Here is a 19,868-nt window from a genome sequence, read left to right as displayed (position 1 = left end):
TGTCCTCCACAGCGCCGAAGAGCGGGCGGACAGGGCCCCGCGGCCGCTACGTGTCCCGCGCCGCGCCGCCCCGGATGCCCAGCGCCTCGGCCGTCGTCGGGTTGACCAGCAGCACCAGGCCCGTCACCGCGACCAGCGCCAGCACGATCCCGAGCGGCATCAGCCCGCCCGCCGCGCGCAGCAGGGTCCACGACGGAATCAGCGTCATCAGATGCGTGATGATCGCCGGGCCCCGGCTCCAGCTGCGCCGCAGCAGGAGCCCCCTCGCCGCGACCAGCGGGAGCGCGGCGAGTGCGATCAGTGTCACTCCGCCCATCTCCGCCTGCGAGGCACTGTCCGGCCGGTCGAGCAGCCCCAGCACCAGCATGAAGATGCCGCCGGCGGCCAGTGCCAGGCCCTCCAGGCCGGATACCGCGGCCGCGGCGGTCAGACGGGCAGGGCGGGGGGTCCGGTCATCGCTCATTTCTGCAGGGTAGCCCGGGTTCCAGGCCCGGGGCTGGAACCGGTACCACCCACTGGGTACGCTGCTGCGCATGCGCGCACTTCTTGTGGTCAATCCGGCAGCAACCACCACCAGTGCCCGCACCCGTGACGTGCTCATCCACGCACTCGCCAGCGAGATGAAGCTGGAGGCCGTCACGACGGAGTACCGCGGACACGCCCGTGACCTCGGTCGGCGGGCCGCTGATTCCGACGACATCGAGCTGGTCGTCGCCCTTGGCGGCGACGGCACCGTGAACGAGGTCGTCAACGGTCTGCTCCACCATGGTCCCGACCCCGACGGCCTCCCCCGTCTCGCCGTCGTCCCCGGCGGCTCGACGAATGTCTTCGCCCGGGCCCTCGGACTCCCGAACGACGCCGTGGAGGCGACCGGCGCGATCCTTGACGCGCTCCGCGACCGGACCGAGCGGACGGTCGGCCTCGGTCGCGCGGCCGGCACGCCGGGCACGGAGGACGAGTCGGTCCCGCCCCGCTGGTTCACCTTCTGCGCCGGACTCGGTTTCGACGCGAGCGTCATCGGACGGGTGGAACAGCAGCGGGAGCGCGGCAAGCGCTCCACGCACGCCCTCTATATGCGCCAAGTGGTACGGCAGTTTCTGGACGAACCCCACCGCCGGCACGGTCCGATCACCCTCGAGCGCCCCGGCGAGGACCCGGTCACCGATCTTGTGCTCTCCATAATCTGCAATACCGCTCCTTGGACCTACCTGGGCAATCGCCCGGTGTACGCGTCTCCCGAGGCTTCCTTCGACACCGCCCTGGACGTCGTCGCACTGTCCAAGCTGTCGACCTCCGCCGTGACCCGGTACGCCACCCAGCTGCTCACCTCCAGCCCCGAGCGCGGACCGCGCGGCAAGCACGCCGTCACTCTCCATGACCTGACGGACTTCACCTTGAATTCAAAGGTTCCGCTCCCGTTCCAGATGGACGGTGACCACCTGGGACTGCGCACGAGCGTGACGTTCACAGGCGTACGCCGTGCACTGCGTGTGATTGTGTGAGCGGAAGGACCTAAAGTCCTTTATCTCGAACGTATGGGCTGGGATCCACCCCATAGAAGTACGGCTGTGACCTAGTCGACACCGAGGAATCAAAAAAAAGTTTCCGGAAGGGGTTGTATCCGCCGCCGAGGTTTGCGAATCTCTACATGGCGATCGGGACGGCCCGCGACATCGGCCCCACAGACCGCCAGAACCCCTCCTAAGAACCCAGGACCCACGCCGGGAAACTGGCAGTCGGCCCTTCCCTCGTGGGGGGATTCGTGAAAGCGTTCACATTCACAAGCAACCTGAATGTAATACCAAGGAGAGGTAGCAGCCATGGACTGGCGTCACAACGCCGTTTGCCGCGAGGAAGACCCCGAGCTCTTCTTCCCCATCGGCAACACTGGTCCTGCGCTGCTGCAGATCGAGGAAGCCAAGGCCGTCTGCCGTCGCTGCCCCGTCATGGAGCAGTGTCTGCAGTGGGCGCTCGAGTCTGGCCAGGACTCAGGCGTCTGGGGTGGTCTCAGCGAGGACGAGCGTCGCGCTATGAAGCGCCGTGCCGCTCGCAACCGGGCGCGTAACGCCAGCGCCTGACCCCCCTGCTACGAGCCTGAGCCCGGCGGAGCGTACAGCGAGTACGCACTCACCGCCTTCGAGCCGCAGCGCGCAGTACCCCCGATGCGCATAGCAACGTGAGCTTCGAGCCCCGGACCGTTCCACACGGTCCGGGGCTCATCGCTGTTCCGGCCGCCCGCTTGCTTCGGCTTCTCTACTTCTCGCCCTGGACGGGGATGTCGAGGACGACGCGGGTACCACGACCGGGCGCCGGGACACGCACCATGTCGAAGGTTCCGCCCAACTCCCCTTCCACCAGGGTCCTTACGATCTGCAGACCCAGATTGCCGGCCCGCTGCGGGTCGAAGCCCTCGGGCAGTCCGCGCCCGTCGTCCTGGACGGTGATCAGCAGCCGGCCGGTCTCCGCGCGCTGATCGGCCCGTACGGCCGCTACCTCGACCGAGCCACGCTCGCCCTGCGCGAAGGCGTGCTCCAGGGCGTTCTGCAACACCTCGGTCAGGACCATGGAGAGCGGTGTGGCCACTTCGGCGTCGAGGATGCCGAACCGTCCCGTACGGCGGCAGTCGACCTTGCCCGGCGAGATCTCGGCGACCATCGCGATGACCCGGTCCGCTATCTCGTCGAACTCCACGCGCTCGTCCAGATTCTGGGAAAGCGTCTCATGGACGATCGCGATCGAACCGACGCGCCGTACCGCCTCGTTGAGCGCCTCCCGGCCGCCTTCGGAATCCATCCGGCGGGCCTGGAGGCGGAGCAGGGCGGCGACCGTCTGGAGGTTGTTCTTCACCCGGTGGTGGATCTCCCGGATGGTGGCGTCCTTGGTGATCAACTCGCGCTCGCGGCGCCGGAGTTCGGTGACGTCGCGGAGGAGTACGAGAGAACCGATCCGCACGCCCTTGGGCTTGAGCGGGATGGCGCGCAGCTGGATGACGCCGCCGTTGCCCTCGACCTCGGTCTCGCGCGGCGCGTAGCCGCTGGCGAGTTTGACCAGGGCCTCGTCGACCGGTCCCCGGGACGGGGCGAGTTCGGCGGTGGTCTGGCCGAGGTGGTGTCCGACGAGGTCGGAGGCGAGGCCCAGGCGGTGGTAGGCGGAAAGGCCGTTGGGGCTGGCGTACTGGACGACGCCGTCGGCGTCGAGCCTGATCAGCCCGTCGCCGACGCGCGGCGAAGCATCCATGTCGACCTGCTGCCCAGGGAAGGGGAACGATCCTGCAGCGATCATCTGGGCGAGGTCGGAGGCGGACTGGAGGTAGGTGAGCTCCAGCCGGGAAGGGGTCCGTACGGTCAGCAGGTTCGTATTGCGGGCGATGACGCCGAGCACCCGGCCCTCGCGGCGTACGGGGATCGACTCGACCCGCACCGGAACCTCCTCGCGCCACTCCGGGTCGCCCTCGCGGACGATCCGCCCCTCGTCGAGCGCGGCGTCCAGCAGGGGCCGGCGGCCGCGGGGAACGAGATGGCCGACCATGTCGTCCTGGTAGGAGGTGGGCCCGGTGTTGGGCCGCATCTGGGCCACGGAGACATAGCGGGTGCCGTCGAGGGTGGGGACCCAGAGGACGAGGTCGGCGAAGGAGAGGTCGGAGAGCAGCTGCCACTCCGAGACCAGCAGATGGAGCCACTCGAGGTCGGATTCACTGAGGGCTGTGTGCTGGCGTACGAGGTCGTTCATGGAGGGCACATCTGCGAGCGTACCCGCGGGGTGAACCCGTTGAGCCGTCCGCCCGTGCTGGAGGATGGACCGGGACTAAGCTCTGCAGATGGATGGACAGCGGAGAATGGTCTAGTCCACAATGTTTGAGTAAAGCCTCCACTCTCCCCGCACAGGAGGGTGGAACGAGGTACCCGGCGCTCTCTGCCCTGACTGCGTCGAGACCTCTTACACGGCCGAGCGGGACCGCACACCTGCCGGCCGGAGCAGCTCCGGGCTGCGGTGCCGTACGGGCTGAGGGTCCCGGCACGGCGCCGCGGCCCGCGGGTGCTCCCTTCCCTCAGCGCCCCTCACACCGCCCGGCCACGGGGCCGGGAACCCAGAGTTCCGCGCCACCGGCGCCGGAGGACGGGAAACCCCCGTCAGTGCGTCTGCGTCACCTTCGCCAGGGCGCGCGGCGCGTCCGGGTCCTGGCCCCGCGCGATCGTCACCTCGTACGCCAGCAGCTGCAGCGGCAGGATCTCCAGGATCGGCTGGAGTTCCTCCGGGACGCCGTCCACCGGGAGGGCGAAGCCCGCCGATGCCGCGTCGACCTGGGGCTTGGGACCGATCACCACCAGATCCGCGCCGCGGTCGCGGAGGCGGTCGAGAACCGGCTGCAGGGCCTCGCCGCCCTTGCCGTCCGTGACCACCGCGATGACCGGGGAGATGTTGTCGACCATGGCCAGCGGGCCGTGCAGCAGGTCCGCGCCGGAGTAGGCGAGGGCCGGGATGTAGCTCGTCTCCATCAGCTTCAGCGCGGCCTCCTTGGCCGTGGGATAGCCGTAACCCCGCGACGTGATCACCATCCGCTCGGCGAAGCGGTAGCGGGAGGCCAGCTGCCGCACCTCGTCCTGGCGCGACAGGGTCTGCGCGGCGAGCTCAGGGAGGATCTTCGCCGCCGCGCCGTCGCCGCCGCGCAGACCCTCCACGAACAGATAGAGCGCGAGCAGCGACGCGGTGTACGTCTTCGTCGCCGGGAGCGCCTTCTCCTCGCCTGCCAGGATGTCGATGTGGAATTCGGAGACCGCCGCCAGCGGGGAATCCGCGTTGTTGGTCACCGACAGCGTGACCGCGCCCGCCTCCCGCGCCGCCTTCGTCGACGCCACCAGGTCCGGTGAGCCGCCGGACTGGCTGACCGTGATGACCAGGACGTCGGTCAGGTCGGGCCGTGCTCCGTACGCCGTCGTCGTCGACATGGAGGTCAGCCCGCACGGCAGACCCAGCTGGATCTCGAGCAGGTACTTGGCGTACAGCGCGGCGTTGTCGGACGTGCCACGCGCGGTCAGCAGCACGAAACGCGGGCTGCGCGCCGCGATCGCCGCCGCCACCTCGCGGATCTTCGGCGCGCCCTCCTGGAGGAGGCGCCGCAGCACCGCCGGCTGCTCTGCCATCTCGCCGGACATGATCCGGCCGGGACGCTCGCTCTGCGCGGCCGAATTCGTGGCGGACATGCCGGGTGCCTCCATGTGGCGTTCCTGGTGCCGGGGACGGAAGGGCCTCCGGTACAGCACGGTCCGCGTCGGTCAGGCGCCGGCGCCCTTGCCGGTGATGACCTCCGCGGCGGCCCGTCCGCAGACGCGGGCGGCGCCATGGGTCGCGATGTGCAGGATCCCCCTCGGCTCCGCCCGGTCCACCCCCATCTCGACCACGACCGTGTCGGGACGGGCCGCGATCAGGGTGTCCAGGGCGTCCGCCATCCAGGGGTGTCGGTGGACGTCGCGCACTACAGCGACGATCCTACGGTCCCCGGCAAGACCCAGCACATTTCCGACCAAGGAGGCCGTATCGGTAGATCCGTCACCCGCGCTGCCATAGGTGTCGGTCGTCGTGCCCCGCAGTATCGCGGCCAGCTCCGCCGCCACTCCCCACGGAGTCTCGTCCCCCACCGCGATGTTGGCGACCGGCGTGAATGCGGCGACGTACGGAGCCCTCGTCAGCGGTTCGTACGGCACCTCCGCCGCCGTCACGCGCACCGCCCGGCGCGCCGCGACAAGGCCGATGTCGGTGCCGGGCGCGGTCCCTTCCCCTGGCATCGCCAGAGGGGCCCCCACCCCTGAAGCCGCGCCCGGCTCCCCTCCTGCCCCCCTGGCCCGTCGCGTCCAGTCGGCGAGCGCGCGCACCCGCGCGGCCGCGTCGGCCAGTCGCTCCTCGGGCAGTTCGCCGTCCCGTACCGCCGTGACCAGCGCGTCGCGCAGTCGCAGTACGGTCTCCTCGTCGGCCAGCCCGCCGCCGACGCAGATCGCGTCGGCACCTGCGGCGATCGCGAGGACGGAGCCGCGCTCGATGCCGTACACCGCCGAGATGGCCTGCATCTCCATGCCGTCGGTGACGATCAGGCCCTGGTAGCCCAGCTCTTCGCGCAGCAGACCGGTCAGGATCTGCGGGCTCAGGGTCGCCGGGCGGTTCGGGTCGAGCGCGGGAAGCAGGATATGCGCGCTCATCACCGCTTTGGAACCCGCCGCGATGGCCGCGCGGAAAGGCACCAGCTCACGGGCGTGCAGCGTGTCGAGATCCACGTCGATCCGGGGCAGCGCGTGGTGCGAGTCCACATTGGTGTCGCCGTGCCCGGGGAAGTGCTTGGTGCAGGCGGCGACTCCGGCGGCCTGGAGACCTTCGACGTACGCGACGGTGTGGCGGGCGGCGAGGGCCGTGTCCGCGCCGAAGGACCGTACGCCGATGACCGGGTTGTCCGGGTTGGAGTTGATATCCGCGGACGGCGCCCAGTTGAGGTCGACTCCACACTCGGCGAGCCGGCGGCCGAGCTCGCGGGCGACGGCCCGGGTGAGGTCCGTGTCGTCCACCATGCCCAGCGCGTAGTTGCCGGGGAAGGAGGAGCCGGTGCGCACCTCGAGCCGGGTGACGTCCCCGCCCTCCTCGTCGATCGCGACCAGTACGTCGTCCCGCTCCGCCCGCAACTGCGCGGTGAGCGCCGCCAGCTGAGGGGGCGAGACGATATTGCGGCCGAACAGACCGACGGCCGAGAGGCCTTCGCCGATCCGGCGCAGCAGCCAGTCCGGTGCGGTGGTGCCGACGAAGCCCGGCTGGAGGACGGCGAGCGCGTCGCGGGTCAGGGTGTCTGTACTGCGTACGAGAGTTGTCATGTGGACGGCGTCATCCCTTCACTGCGCCGGCCGTCAGACCCGCGGCCATTTTGCGCTGGACGAGGAGGAAGAGGATCACGATGGGGATGGCCATCATCGTGGCGCCCGCCATCATCGGGGCGTACTCGGTGCCGTTCTTGGTGGTGAAGTTGCCCAGCCACACGGTGGCGGTCTGGTTCTGCTGGCTCATCAGCATCAGTGCGTACAGATACTCGTTCCAGGCCTGGATGAAGCCGTAGACCGAGGTGGCGACCATGCCGGGGGCGAGCAGCGGGAAGACCACGCGGACGAAGGCGCCGGTGCGGGTGCAGCCGTCGACCATCGCCGCCTCCTCCAGTTCCCTGGGGATGTTGACGATGAACCCGCGCAGCGTCCACACCGTGAAGGGGAGGATGAAGGTCAGGTACGTGATGATCAGGCCGGTGAGCCTGTCGTACTGACCGAGGTCGTTCAGCAGCAGGAAGACCGGGATGATCATGGCGACGAGCGGGATCATCTGGACCGCGAGGATGCCGACGATCACGATTTTGCGGCCGCGGAAGGCGAACCGGGATATAGCGAGCGCGGCGAGCATGCCGACCGCGATGCCGATGACGACCACGACGAGCGAGACGGTCAGGCTGCGTCCGACCGGTCCCCAGAAGTCGGCGATGTCCAGGGCCCGCCGGAAGTTCTCCGTCGTGAAGACGTCGGGGAAGAAGTGCGGGTCGGGGTCGATGGCGTCCTTGGCCGGCTTGAACGCCGTGTTCAGCATCCAGTAGACCGGGAAGCCCGCGGTGACGAAGACAAGGAGGCCGAGCAGATTCCAGCCGAGCCGGCTCTTCCCGGGACGGCGGGTGGCGGCGGGAGCCGCGGCGGTCGAAGTCACTCCACCTCTCCGATCTTGAGCATTTGGCGCATGTAGACCGCGACCACACCGAGCAGCAGAATCACCGTGACAAGCGCGATCGCCGAGCCGGTGCCGTAGTCGTTGACGACGAAGGCCTTGTCGTACGAGTACGTGGTGAGCAGCTGGAACTCCGCCTCGGGATGGCCGTTGCGCATCACGAAGACCTGCGGGAAGACACCCATGTCCCAGATCACCGAGAGCGTCGTCAGCATCACGATGATGGGCTTGAGGATCGGCAGGGTGACGAAGCGGAAGACGCCCCAGGCGCCGGCGCCGTCGAGACGGGCTGCCTCTTCGAGCTCCTTGGGCACCTGGGTGAGGCCGGCGCCGAGTGTGATCACGACGAAGGGCACGGCGCCCCAGACCACCAGAAGGATGATCACGGCCAGGCCCTGGGGGCCGCTGGCGAACCAGTTGTGGCCGATCATGTCGACTCCGGGCAGCCGGGAGAGCAGCCAGTTGAGTACGCCGTAGTCGGCGTCGAAGAGCCACTTGAAGATCGCGGTGGCGACGATGATGGGCATGCCCCAGCTCGCCACGAGCGCGATGTTGACCAGGGTCTTCACCCAGCCCGAGACACGCTGCAGCAGCAGGGCGACCAGCATGCCGAGGACCATCGTCAGGACCACGGCGCTGAAGGCGAAGACCACGGTCCGTACGACGACGCTCCAGAACTCGCCGTCCCCGAGGATCTTGGAGAAGTTGCCGAAGCCGACCGGCTCCGGGTCCTTGAAGCCCCACAGCTGGGGCTGCCCGAACTTCTGGAAGGAGAGGGTGACCAGCCGCACCAGCGGATAGCCGAGGACCAGCAGAAGGATGAGCAGGCAGGGCGCGAGCAGCAGCCAGGGCACTCCTGCCCCGCCCGTTGTCGGCTTTCTGCCCGGCTTTGCGGGGGCGGCGGCGCCGGTCCCCGGCGGTGGCGATTGCCGCGTCGGCGGCACCGTGGCGGTGGTTGTCTCTGCGGCACTCATCCCGTGCTCCTCAGCGGTCCCTCTCCCGGTACGAGCGGCAGGGCCCCGTCGCGGTGACGGAGCCCTGCCGATAGGTCACTTGGTGTTGATGACCTTGTCGATCGCGGCGTCCGCGGCCTTCGCGGCGTCCTCGACCGACTTCTTGCCGGTGCCGATCTGCTGCAGCATCGTCTTGAGGGTCTGGGCCTTCTCGACCTGACCCCAGCCCGGCGCCATCGGCACGAACCAGTTGGACTCGGCGGCGGTGGCCGGGACCACCGTCTTCGGGTCGTTCTTCAGGGTCGCCAGGTCCGTCTTGTTGTTGGGCAGGTTGCCCTTGGCGAGCAGACCCTTCTGGCCCTGGGCGCCGGTGAAGGCGTTGATCCACTCGGCCGCGACGTCCTGCGCCCTGGACTTGACCGGGACAGCCAGGTCGGAGCCGCCGAGGAAGACGGGAAGGGCCTTGCCGTTCGGGCCGGGCATCACGAAGTTCTCGAGCTTGTCGGCGAGTTTGCCGACCTTGTCGTTCTTCGGGTCGGCGGCAGTGCCGCCCTCCCAGGCCGCGCTGAAGATGGTCGCGGACTTGCCCTGCCCGAAGACGACCGGCCGGTCGGACTCGTCCTTCGTCTTGTCGCCGTGCATGTACTTGTCGAGGATCGACTTGTACTCATTGAGGCCCTTGAGGGACTCGGGCGAGGAGAGGTTGGCCTTCCACTTGTCGCCGTCCTTCTTGGCGATGGAGCCACCGGCGTCGTACACGAAGGACATCGCTGCGTACCAGTCCGGCGAAGGCTGGTACCAGGCGCTGAACTTGTCGCCCTTCTTCTCCTGGATCTTGTCCAGGGCGGCGGTGAGCTCCGCGTATGTCTTCGGGGCGGCCTTGACGCCGACCTCGGTGGCGATGTCCTTGCGCCAGGTGCCGACACGGCCACCGGCGTAGTAGGGGATGCCGTAGGTCTTGCCGTCGTACGTGACGGACTCCTTGAGGCCATCCAGCCACGCGTCCGACTGCTCGAACTTCTTCGGGTCGACCTCGGCGAACGCGCCCTTGGTCATGTAGCCGAGCATCTCGGTGTTGCCCATCTCGACCACGTCCGGAGCCTTGTCCGTGGCGAGTACGGCATCGAGCTTGGCGTTCTTGTCCGGCCAGCCGTAGTACTCGTGCTTGATCTTGATGCCCGGGTGCTTCTCGACGATCGCGTCGTCGGCGGCCTTCACCAGATCGGGCCAGTTGTTCTGGGCGTCGACCGTCAGCCAGACGGTCAGTTCCTTGGCGTCGCTGCCGCCGGCCTTGTCCCCGCCCTTGTCCGAATCACCACAGGCCGCAAGGCCGATCATCATGCCCGCGACGCCTACCGCCGCGATGAGCTTGCGCTTCACGCCACCCTCCTCAGGGATGCCTGCAACCCCCCTGCCCACCGCGAAGACATACGACGAGTACTGCTCGTGGGGCTGGGACCTGGTCTTTAATGGTTTAGACCAGTACCCGGAGCTTGGCCTAGACCTTTAGGGGTGTCAAGGGTGTATAAGAAGGGCTGTCACCTCCGTTATCGGACCGACACCTGAGGGAGGTCGACGACCCGCGACCGGACCGTGCCACCATGTGAGCCGCAACAGACGGAGGAGCCGGTGACGGCAGCAGGACAAGAGTCGGGAAGGCGGGCCATGGCCACGGACGGGGGCGGCACCGAGACCGAGGGCGGGGCACAGACCCGTACCGCGCGTGTGCCCAAGTACTACCGGCTGAAGCGCCACTTGCTGGACATGACGGAGACGATGCCGCCCGGCACGCCCGTTCCGCCGGAGCGGACGCTCGCCGCGGAGTTCGACACCTCGCGCACGACGGTGCGCCAGGCGCTCCAGGAACTGGTCGTCGAGGGCCGCCTCGAGCGCATCCAGGGCAAGGGCACCTTCGTGGCCAAGCCCAAGGTTTCGCAGGCCCTGCAGCTCACCTCGTACACCGAGGACATGCGGGCCCAGGGTCTCGAGCCCACCTCGCAACTGCTGGACATCGGGTACGTCACGGCCGACGACACGCTGGCCGGACTGCTGGACATCGCGACCGGCGGACGGGTGCTCCGGATCGAGCGGCTGCGGCTGGCGAGCGGCGAACCCATGGCGATCGAGACGACGCATCTGTCGGCCAAGCGCTTCCCGGCGCTGCGGCGCAGCCTGGTGAAATACACCTCGCTCTACACGGCGCTGGCCGAGGTGTACGACGTCCATCTGGCCGAGGCCGAGGAGACGATCGAGACCTCGCTGGCCACACCGCGCGAGGCGGGGCTGCTCGGTACGGACGTGGGCCTGCCGATGCTGATGCTGTCGCGCCACTCGCTGGACGCGCAGGGTGAGCCGGTGGAGTGGGTCCGCTCGGTGTACCGCGGCGACCGGTACAAGTTCGTGGCGAGGCTTCAGCGCCCCAAGGACTGAGTCCTGCACGCGGTGGCGCAGGTGACATTCCTGCTCTACGGTCCTCCCGTCATCGCAAGCGACGGGAGGACGACCCGGTGCGCTCAGCAAACTCCCGAATCATCGTCATCCGGACGCTCGTTGCGCCGATCGGCGCGGCCGGCAGGACCGTACTGGCCCTCTCGCGCGGCGATGAGGTGCCGGCCACCCGGATGGTCGCCGCCGCCCTCGGCTCGTACGCCATCGGCTACGGCACCACTTCGCCGCGATCGCGGGCGGTGCGCCGGCCGGCGACCGCGACGCTGGACGAAGCGCCGCATGTGGAGTCGAAGCTGACAGCCCCGGCCGGACTCCGGCCCACCGAGGAGGAGAAGGGGGAGGCGCGGGATGCTGCCGAACGGGCTGCGGCGGGCCGCCGGCGCGGTGCGCTGGTACGTGCGCGAATTGATGGACGAGACGGCATACAACCGGTATGTCGCACACGCGCGGTCCCACGATCCGGTCGTATCCGTGCCGTCCCGGCGGGAATTCGAGCGGATGCGGACGGACCGTCAGGAGTCGGACCCGGGTTCAGGCTTCCGCTGGTGCTGAAACCGCTGGTGAAGGCGGCGGGGCTGAAAGTTGTTGCCGTACCGATATGCGAACAGGGGGTGACTCTCCGCGAGACCCTCGCCTAGATTGCCTGCGCATTACACAGGTCACAGGTGAGGGGACGGAGCCGCCGTATGTCAGCAGAGCCTGGCGCGCCAGAAGCGCCGGAAGTGCCTGAAGTTCCTGAAGTTCCTGATGCGAAACCGCCGGTCATCACGCCGGTGCGCGTGATCATCGCCCTCTGCCTCTTCGCACCGTTTGTGGCGATGCTCTGGGTCAGTTCGTATGCAAAGACCGAGCCTGCCTTCATCGGCATCCCGTTCTTCTACTGGTACCAGATGCTCTGGGTGCTCGTCTCGACCGCACTCACCATGATCGCTTACCAGCTGTGGCAGCGTGACCAGCGCGCCCGCAAGGGAGGTGCGTCGAAGTGAAGGACGGCGTGAACGGCGTCGCACTCGGCGTCTTCATCTTCTTCTTCCTGGCCGTCACGGTCATGGGCTTCCTGGCCGCGCGCTGGCGCAAGGCCGAGAGCGACAGCCTCGACGAATGGGGCCTGGGCGGCCGGTCGTTCGGCACCTGGGTCACCTGGTTCCTGCTCGGCGGTGACCTGTACACGGCGTACACGTTCGTCGCCGTGCCGGCGGCTATCTACGCGGCGGGCGCGGCGGGCTTCTTCGCCGTGCCGTACACGATCCTCGTATATCCGCTGATCTTCACCTTCCTGCCGCGGCTGTGGTCGGTGTCGCACAAGCACGGGTACGTCACCACCTCGGACTTCGTACGCGGGCGCTGGGACTCGAAGGGTCTCTCGCTGGCGGTCGCCGTCACCGGCATCCTGGCGACCATGCCCTACATCGCGCTCCAACTGGTCGGCATCCAGGCGGTGCTCGATGTGATGGGCGTCGGCGGTGGCGAGACGACCAGCTGGTTCGTCAAGGACCTGCCACTGCTGATCGCCTTCGGTGTACTGGCGGCGTACACATACTCGTCCGGTCTGCGGGCGCCGGCACTGATCGCGTTCGTCAAGGATGCGCTGATCTACATCGTCATCGCGGTCGCGATCATCTACATCCCGATAAAGCTCGGCGGCTTCGACGACATCTTCGCGAAGGCGGGCGACGCGTTCGCACAGGTCAACCCGGCGACGGAGAAACCACGAGGCGCGCTGGTACCGGGTGAGGCGGGCCAGTGGGGTTACGCGACACTGGCGCTGGGCTCGGCGCTCGCGCTCTTCATGTATCCGCACTCGATCACCGCCACGCTGTCCTCCCGCAGCCGTGACGTGATCCGCCGCAACACCACGATCCTGCCGCTGTACTCGCTGATGCTGGGTCTGCTGGCATTGCTCGGGTTCATGGCGATCGCGGCCGGAATCAAGGTGCAGAACGGTCAGCTGGCGATCCCGCAGCTGTTCGAGACGATGTTCCCGGACTGGTTCGCCGGTGTGGCGTTCGCGGCGATCGGCATCGGCGCGCTGGTACCGGCGGCCATCATGTCGATCGCGGCGGCGAATCTGTTCACCCGGAACATCTACAAGGACTTCATCAAGCCGGATGCGACACCCGCGCAGGAGATGAAGATCTCCAAGCTGGTCTCGCTGCTGGTGAAGGTGGGCGCGCTGGTCTTCGTCCTGACGATGGACAAGACGGTGGCGATCAACTTCCAGCTCCTCGGCGGCATCTGGATTCTGCAGACCTTCCCGGCGCTGGTCGGCGGCCTCTTCACGCGGTGGTTCCACCGCTGGGCGCTGCTGGCGGGCTGGGCGGTCGGCATGATCTACGGCACGTCGGCGGCATACGGAGTCGCGAGCCCGGCACAGAAGCACTTCGGCGGCTCCTCGGCTGAGATCCCGGGCATCGGCGAGATCGGCTACATCGGCCTCACGGCGTTCATCCTGAACGTGGTGGTGACGGTGGTCATGACGTTCGTCCTGCGTGCACTCAAGGCCCCGGAGGGCGTCGACGAGACCAGCCCGTCGGACTACACGGCGGACGCGGGCGACCCTGACGTCCAGGTGGAACTGCCGCCGGCGACGGCGGGGGTGAGTCACTGACGGTGCGGCCGGCGTGAGGGCCGTCGCGTTTCCCGGGAGGGGACGCGACGGCCCTTTGCTGTGTGGGAGGGGCTGAACCTCCCGCCGCGCCCGGCGGATCAGGCCCCGCCGACGATGGGCGGCGCGGGGTCCGGGGCGGAGTCACGGCCCATCCCCGGGATCGCCTTGCTCACTTACGCGTTGGAGCTGCAGTGCTCCATGACACAACATGTGGGGGGTGCCGCATCAAGCGGCCCCCACATGTATGCTCATGCTCGCTGTCGACGCAGGGGAATCCGGTGCGAATCCGGAACTGTCCCGCAACGGTGTGATGCGGTGCGCTTTGTCGTACCCCGCCAGTCCGAGGACCTGCCGATGGTGCATCCGGCTCGACCGAACCGGGTGCCGAGACGTCCGGGCCTCGCGGTTGGGCCGGTGGACGCCGTACGGTGTGCTGCCCTTCGACGGGTGAGTACGCCCGTACCGGCCTCCCCTCCCCCGCCGGCCCAGAGCCGAGCGAGGGAGAGCACCACGTGACCATCGCGCCAGCCGATCCGGCTTCAGGCATCTCCGAGCAGGTGGCCGACGGCCCCGGGACCGCGCTGCTGCGGACCCTCACGGACCTCACCGCCGATCTGCCCGACACCGACCCCGGACGCGTCGCCGCCGCCGCGCTGCGCGGACGACACGCCGGGTCGGACGCGGCCGAGCTGCGGAGCCTCGCCACCGACGCGGCCGCGGGGCTGATCTCCGAGGATCCTGCCTACTCGCGGCTCGCCGCCCGACTGCTGACCCGTCATATCGCGGACGAAGCAGCGGGACAGGGCGCGGTGGCCTTCTCCGCTTCCGTCGCGGTCGGGCACCGCGAGGGCCTGATCGCGGACCGTACGGCCCGGTTCGTGACGCTGCACGCCGCGCGGCTGGACTCCCTCGTCGACCAGGCCGCCGACGACCGCTTCGGCTACTTCGGTCTGCGCACCCTCTACAGCCGGTATCTGCTTCGGCACCCGATCACCCGTCAGGTCATCGAGACCCCACAGCACTTCATGCTGCGCGTCGCCTGCGGTCTCGCCGAGGACGATTCGGTCCTTGCCCTGGACGAAGTCGCCGCGCTGTACGGCCTGATGAGCCGCCTCGACTACCTCCCTTCCTCGCCCACGCTCTTCAACTCCGGCACCCGCCACCCGCAGATGTCCTCCTGCTATCTGCTGGACTCGCCGCTGGACGAGCTCGACTCGATCTACGACCGCTACCACCAGGTGGCCCGTCTTTCGAAGCACGCGGGGGGCATCGGCCTCTCCTACTCGCGTATCCGCTCGCGCGGTTCGCTGATCCGGGGCACCAACGGCCACTCCAACGGCATCGTCCCGTTCCTCAAGACCCTCGACGCCTCGGTCGCCGCGGTGAACCAGGGCGGCAGGCGCAAGGGCGCCGCCGCCGTCTACCTGGAGACCTGGCACTCCGACATCGAGGAGTTCCTGGAGCTGCGCGACAACACCGGTGAGGACGCCCGGCGTACGCACAATCTGAATCTCGCGCACTGGATCCCGGACGAGTTCATGCGCCGCGTCGAGGCGGACGCCGACTGGTCGCTGTTCTCGCCCGCGGACGTGCCGGAGCTGGTCGACCTGTGGGGCGACGAATTCGACGCGGCGTACCGCAAGGCCGAGGCCGCGGGTCTCGCACAGAAGTCCATGCCGGCCCGTGACCTCTACGGCCGCATGATGCGGACGCTCGCCCAGACCGGCCAGGGCTGGATGACCTTCAAGGACGCCTCCAACCGCACCGCCAACCAGACGGCGGAGCCGGGCCACACGGTCCACTCCTCGAACCTCTGCACCGAGATCCTCGAGGTGACGGACGACGGTGAGACGGCCGTCTGCAACCTCGGCTCGGTCAACCTGGGTTCGTTCGTGGCCGACGGCGGCATCGACTGGGAGCGGCTCGACGCGACCGTCCGTACCGCCGTCACCTTCCTCGACCGCGTCGTCGACATCAACTTCTACCCGACCGAGCAGGCCGGCCGCTCCAACGCCAAGTGGCGTCCGGTGGGCCTTGGCGCGATGGGCCTCCAGGACGTCTTCTTCAAGCTCCGTCTGCCCTTCGACTCGGCCGGGGCGAAGGCGCTCTCCACGAAGATCGCCGAGCGGATCATGCTCGCGGCGTACGAGGCGTCCTGCGACCTCGCCGAGCGCAACGGCCCGCTGCCCGCCTGGTCCCGGACGCGCGCGGCCCGTGGCGTGCTGCACCCCGACCACTACGACGTCGAGCTGAACTGGCCGGAGCGCTGGGACGCGCTGCGCGCCCGGGTCGCCTCGACGGGCATGCGCAACTCCCTGCTGCTCGCCATCGCGCCGACCGCGACCATCGCCTCGATCGCCGGTGTCTACGAGTGCATCGAGCCGCAGGTCTCCAACCTCTTCAAGCGCGAGACACTGAGCGGTGAATTCCTCCAGGTCAACGGATACCTGGTGGCGGAGCTGAAGAAGCTGGGTGTATGGGACGCGCAGACCCGTGAGGCGCTGCGCGAGTCCAGCGGTTCGGTGCAGGGCTTCAGCTGGATCCCGGCCGACGTCCGCGCGCTGTACCGCACCGCGTGGGAGATCCCGCAGCGCGGCCTGATCGACATGGCGGCGGCCCGTACGCCGTTCCTGGACCAGAGCCAGTCGCTGAACCTCTTCCTGGAGACGCCGACGATCGGGAAGCTCAGCTCGATGTACGCGTACGCCTGGAAGCAGGGGCTGAAGACGACGTACTACCTGCGCTCCCGGCCGGCGACGCGGATCGCCCGTGCGGCCGGCTCCGGCGCTGCGGCGGCCGCCGCTCCCATCCCGATGCAGCAGGCGTCGGAGCCCGACGCGGACGCGGTCGCCTGCTCCCTCGAAAACCCCGAGTCCTGCGAGGCATGCCAGTAATGACCACCCCGAACACCGAGAAGAACCTGCTGGACCCGGGCTTCGAACTGACCCTGCGTCCGATGCGTTACCCGGACTTCTACGAGCGCTACCGCGACGCGATCAAGAACACCTGGACCGTGGAGGAGGTCGATCTCCACTCCGACGTGGCCGACCTCGCCAAGCTCTCCGCCGGTGAGCAGCACATGATCGGCCGGCTGGTCGCGTTCTTCGCGACGGGCGACTCGATCGTCTCCAACAACCTGGTGCTGACGCTGTACAAGCACATCAACTCCCCGGAGGCGCGGCTCTATCTGAGCCGTCAGCTCTTCGAGGAGGCGGTGCACGTCCAGTTCTATCTGACGCTGCTGGACACCTATCTGCCGGACCCGGCCGACCGCGCTGCCGCCTTCGACGCGGTCGAGGAGATCCCCTCCATCCGCGAGAAGGCCCAGTTCTGCTTCAAGTGGATGGACTCGGTCGAGAAGATCGACCGGCTGGAGTCGAAGGCCGACCGGCGTCGCTTCCTGCTGAACCTGATCTGCTTCGCGGCGTGCATCGAGGGCCTGTTCTTCTACGGCGCGTTCGCGTACGTCTACTGGTTCCGCTCCCGCGGTCTGCTGCACGGTCTGGCCACCGGCACCAACTGGGTGTTCCGGGACGAGACGATGCACATGAACTTCGCCTTCGAGGTCGTGGACACCGTCCGTAAGGAGGAGCCCGAGCTCTTCGACGATGCGCTCCAGCAGCAGGTCACCGACATGCTGAGGGAAGCCGTCGAGGCGGAGCTGCAGTTCGGCCGTGATCTGTGCGGCGAGGGTCTGCCCGGGATGAACACCGAGTCGATGCGCGAGTACCTCCAGTGCGTCGCCGACCAGCGGCTGACGCGGCTGGGCTTCGCTCCGGTGTACGGCTCGGAGAACCCGTTCTCCTTCATGGAGCTGCAGGGCGTCCAGGAGCTGACCAACTTCTTCGAGCGCCGTCCCTCCGCCTACCAGGTGGCCGTCGAGGGCTCGGTCGGCTTCGACGACGACTTCTAGGCCCTCAGGACCAGGACTTCAGGACCATGTGAATACGGGGGACGGGGGCTGAACGGCCGGGCGGATGCCTTCTGCGCATCCGCCCGGCCGTTTCAGATGTCCTGCCGCGCGCAGCACTTGGGCCCGCGCTGCTGACGCGGCACACGGACCGCTATCCCGCATTGCACGGGGCCTTCACCGCGACCGTCGTCGGCGCCGGCCGGGACGAGGAGCCGGAGTTCGCACGGACCGTCGCCCTCGACGGGACCGGCGCGCTGGTCGAGGAGCGGCGCACCGCGCGACGCGGCTCGGCCTTGAGCGGCTCGGCCTTGAGCGGCTCGGCCTCACGCAGCTCGGCCTCACGCAACTGACGGTCGATGGCCCGCTCCCTGGCGTGCCCGACCAAGGCGGGAAGCGTGATCAGCCCGAACAGGGCGAGTACGAACAGGTAGTTCAGGAAGGTGTTCATGACGTCCACTGTCGTCCTTCCGCACTGAAGAAGTCAGTGGCAGGACTGTCATGAACCATCGAATTACTGCCACACTGATTCCATGCTGAAAAATGTGGCTGCCGTCCTGCTGGACGAAGTGCACCCCTTCGAGCTCGGCGTCGTCTGCGAGGTGTTCGGCCTCGACCGCAGCGACGACGGTCTGCCCGTCTACGACTTCGCGGCGGTCTCCGCCGAGGGCCCCACCCTGCACACCCACGCCGGGTTCACCCTCAGCACCCCGTACGGCCTCGAACGGCTGGAGGATGCCGACCTCATCGCCGTCCCCACCGGTGGCTCGTACCCCACCCGCGGCTATCCCGGTGAGCTCCTCGACGCACTGCGCCGCGCCGTGGACCGCGGCGCGCGCGTGCTCAGCGTCTGCACCGGAGCGTTCGTCCTCGGTGCGGCCGGACTCCTCGACGGCCGCCGCTGCACCACCCACTGGCGGCACGCGCGGGCACTGGCCGACCGTCATCCACTGGCCCTCGTGGACCCCGATGTGCTGTACGTCGACGAAGGTCCGGTGATCACCTCGGCCGGCACCGCGGCGGGGATCGACGCCTGCCTTCACGTCGTACGCCAGGAGCACGGTCCCGAGGTCGCCAACCAGGTCGCCCGCCGGATGGTGATCCCGCCGCACCGCGACGGCGGGCAGGCGCAGTACATCGAGCGCCCGCTGCCACGCACCCCCTGCGACACCGTCGGCGACGCGCTGTCCTGGATGGAGCGGCATCTGGACCGCGAGATGAACGTCGAGCAGCTCGCGGCCCGCGCCCATATGTCGCCGCGCACCTTCGCCCGCCGCTTCCAGCAGGAGACGGGGACCACTCCGTACCGCTGGCTGCTGCGCCAACGGGTGCTGTTGTCACAGCAGTTGCTGGAGTCGACTGACGAGACGGTGGACGCGATCGCGGGCCGCGCCGGCTTCGGGAACGCGGCCGGGCTGCGCCACCACTTCCTCCGTACGCTCGGCACCACACCGAACGCGTACCGCAGGACCTTCCGCGGCCCGGTGCGCGGGGTGGCGTGAACGCCCAGGGGCCCCGCTCGCTGTGAGCGGGGCCCCTGGGCAGACGTACAGGATCAGGCGTTCGGGACGGTCTCGTAGCGCGGCGTGCCCTCTTCCATCTGCCGCAGCGCGTCCTTGCGGTCCCGCTTCGAGAGCCGGTCGATGTACAGGTAGCCGTACAGGTGGTCCGTCTCGTGCTGCAGGCAACGGGCGAAGTACCCCGTGCCGCGCACCTTGATCGGCTCGCCCTCGGCGTCCTGCCCGCGCACCACCGCGTAGTCGGGTCGCGCCAGCGCCGCGTACGCCGTCGGGACGGACAGGCACCCTTCGTTGGCCTCGTCCAGGACACGGCGCTCGGCCGGCAGCTCCTCGAGTACCGGGTTGCAGACGACACCGACGTGACGTACGCCCTCGTCGTCCATGCAGTCATAGACGAAGACCTTCAGGTCCACGCCGATCTGGTTGGCGGCCAGGCCAACGCCCTCAGCCGTCCGCTGGCTGGCGAACATGTCGTCGATGAGAGCGGCGAGCTTGTCGTCGAACTCGGTGACGTCCTTGCACTCCTTGTGAAGCACCGGATTGCCGACGACCGTGATCGGGCGCGACGTGCCACGCTCCCGGTACGCCAGCTCGCGCGCCTCGCAGTCTTCTGTATCCACGACGAAACCATCGTTGACCTGCTGGTCCGTCTCCTGCTGCGACGCCATGTCAGCCGTACGCCCTTCTCGGTA

General features: G+C 68.5%; 18 protein-coding genes and 1 riboswitch. Of the genes, 9 read left to right on the top strand and 9 right to left on the bottom strand.

Translation table 11 applies throughout. From position 1 onward, the window contains the following. Positions 1 to 46 precede the first annotated feature (46 nt). Entirely contained in the window at positions 47 to 463 is a 417-nt protein-coding gene (locus OG966_RS27170) for a hypothetical protein (RefSeq protein ID WP_326652494.1), read from the bottom strand. Between the two features lie 70 nt (positions 464 to 533). On the opposite strand from OG966_RS27170, the gene OG966_RS27165 reads away from it, so the two are divergent. Both OG966_RS27165 and OG966_RS27160 read left to right on the top strand, forming a co-directional pair. Beyond that, a complete protein-coding gene (locus tag OG966_RS27165; protein WP_326652493.1) occupies positions 534 to 1,502 on the top strand; it encodes a diacylglycerol/lipid kinase family protein in 969 nt (322 codons plus the stop codon). Positions 1,503 to 1,820: 318 nt separating this feature from the next. Further along, positions 1,821 to 2,078, top strand: coding sequence for a WhiB family transcriptional regulator (locus tag OG966_RS27160; RefSeq protein WP_003953983.1), 258 nt, complete (start codon positions 1,821 to 1,823; stop codon positions 2,076 to 2,078). Positions 2,079 to 2,253: 175 nt separating this feature from the next. Here OG966_RS27160 and OG966_RS27155 read toward each other — a convergent pair whose 3' ends face one another. The 6 genes from OG966_RS27155 to OG966_RS27130 all read right to left on the bottom strand — a co-directional run bounded on the left by OG966_RS27155 (position 2,254) and on the right by OG966_RS27130 (position 10,070). Further along, on the bottom strand, positions 2,254 to 3,729 hold the full coding sequence (locus tag OG966_RS27155; protein WP_326655392.1) for a sensor histidine kinase: 1,476 nt from the start codon (positions 3,727 to 3,729) through the stop codon (positions 2,254 to 2,256). Between the two features lie 401 nt (positions 3,730 to 4,130). Further along, on the bottom strand, positions 4,131 to 5,201 hold the full coding sequence (locus OG966_RS27150; protein ID WP_326652492.1) for an SIS domain-containing protein: 1,071 nt from the start codon (positions 5,199 to 5,201) through the stop codon (positions 4,131 to 4,133). 72 nt (positions 5,202 to 5,273) lie between these two features. After that, complete coding sequence (locus OG966_RS27145; RefSeq protein WP_326652491.1) at positions 5,274 to 6,851, bottom strand: glycoside hydrolase family 3 protein; 1,578 nt, start codon at positions 6,849 to 6,851, stop codon at positions 5,274 to 5,276. A gap of 10 nt (positions 6,852 to 6,861) precedes the next feature. Beyond that, positions 6,862 to 7,719 carry a carbohydrate ABC transporter permease gene (locus OG966_RS27140; protein ID WP_326652490.1) on the bottom strand — a complete coding sequence of 286 codons (858 nt, stop codon included), beginning with the start codon at positions 7,717 to 7,719 and terminating at the stop codon, positions 6,862 to 6,864. After that, positions 7,716 to 8,711 carry a carbohydrate ABC transporter permease gene (locus tag OG966_RS27135; protein WP_326652489.1) on the bottom strand — a complete coding sequence of 332 codons (996 nt, stop codon included), beginning with the start codon at positions 8,709 to 8,711 and terminating at the stop codon, positions 7,716 to 7,718. Before OG966_RS27135 ends, OG966_RS27140 begins: the two co-directional genes overlap by 4 nt. Before the next feature lie 75 nt (positions 8,712 to 8,786). Then, a complete protein-coding gene (locus OG966_RS27130; RefSeq protein WP_326652488.1) occupies positions 8,787 to 10,070 on the bottom strand; it encodes an extracellular solute-binding protein in 1,284 nt (427 codons plus the stop codon). A 285-nt stretch (positions 10,071 to 10,355) separates the two neighbouring features. Here OG966_RS27130 and OG966_RS27125 point away from each other — a divergent pair, with 285 nt between their 5' ends. From OG966_RS27125 to OG966_RS27100, 6 genes are all read left to right on the top strand, one after another. Beyond that, complete coding sequence (locus OG966_RS27125; protein WP_326652487.1) at positions 10,356 to 11,120, top strand: GntR family transcriptional regulator; 765 nt, start codon at positions 10,356 to 10,358, stop codon at positions 11,118 to 11,120. Between the two features lie 366 nt (positions 11,121 to 11,486). Then, positions 11,487 to 11,690 (top strand): YbdD/YjiX family protein, encoded by a 204-nt coding sequence (locus OG966_RS27120; RefSeq protein ID WP_326655391.1) that lies wholly within the window; start codon positions 11,487 to 11,489, stop codon positions 11,688 to 11,690. 134 nt (positions 11,691 to 11,824) lie between these two features. Beyond that, positions 11,825 to 12,124 carry a DUF3311 domain-containing protein gene (locus OG966_RS27115; RefSeq protein ID WP_326652486.1) on the top strand — a complete coding sequence of 100 codons (300 nt, stop codon included), beginning with the start codon at positions 11,825 to 11,827 and terminating at the stop codon, positions 12,122 to 12,124. Then, positions 12,121 to 13,746, top strand: coding sequence for a monocarboxylate uptake permease MctP (gene mctP, locus OG966_RS27110; RefSeq protein ID WP_326652485.1), 1,626 nt, complete (start codon positions 12,121 to 12,123; stop codon positions 13,744 to 13,746). The genes OG966_RS27115 and mctP overlap by 4 nt, the downstream gene beginning before the upstream one ends. Before the next feature lie 244 nt (positions 13,747 to 13,990). Beyond that, a riboswitch (cobalamin riboswitch) is annotated at positions 13,991 to 14,116 on the top strand. 142 nt (positions 14,117 to 14,258) lie between these two features. Then, the gene (locus OG966_RS27105) at positions 14,259 to 16,640 is read left to right on the top strand and encodes a ribonucleoside-diphosphate reductase subunit alpha (protein WP_326652484.1); all 2,382 of its coding nucleotides are present in this window, start codon (positions 14,259 to 14,261) and stop codon (positions 16,638 to 16,640) included. Next, positions 16,640 to 17,659: a ribonucleotide-diphosphate reductase subunit beta gene (locus OG966_RS27100; protein WP_326652483.1), complete on the top strand. Its 1,020-nt coding sequence runs from the start codon at positions 16,640 to 16,642 to the stop codon at positions 17,657 to 17,659. The genes OG966_RS27105 and OG966_RS27100 overlap by 1 nt, the downstream gene beginning before the upstream one ends. 151 nt (positions 17,660 to 17,810) lie before the next feature. Here the strand turns inward: OG966_RS27100 and OG966_RS27095 are convergent, their stop codons facing one another. After that, positions 17,811 to 18,107: a hypothetical protein gene (locus tag OG966_RS27095; RefSeq protein WP_326655579.1), complete on the bottom strand. Its 297-nt coding sequence runs from the start codon at positions 18,105 to 18,107 to the stop codon at positions 17,811 to 17,813. A gap of 82 nt (positions 18,108 to 18,189) precedes the next feature. On the opposite strand from OG966_RS27095, the gene OG966_RS27090 reads away from it, so the two are divergent. Beyond that, positions 18,190 to 19,158: a helix-turn-helix domain-containing protein gene (locus OG966_RS27090; RefSeq protein ID WP_326652482.1), complete on the top strand. Its 969-nt coding sequence runs from the start codon at positions 18,190 to 18,192 to the stop codon at positions 19,156 to 19,158. Between the two features lie 53 nt (positions 19,159 to 19,211). Here the strand turns inward: OG966_RS27090 and def are convergent, their stop codons facing one another. Then, positions 19,212 to 19,844: a peptide deformylase gene (gene def / locus OG966_RS27085; protein WP_326652481.1), complete on the bottom strand. Its 633-nt coding sequence runs from the start codon at positions 19,842 to 19,844 to the stop codon at positions 19,212 to 19,214. Between the last annotated feature and the right edge of the window lie 24 nt (positions 19,845 to 19,868).

The sequence above is a fragment of the Streptomyces sp. NBC_01750 genome, assembly GCF_035918095.1.
In the GTDB taxonomy this organism is placed as follows: Bacteria; Actinomycetota; Actinomycetes; order Streptomycetales; family Streptomycetaceae; genus Streptomyces.
This window is presented reverse-complemented; position numbering and strand designations above follow the sequence as displayed.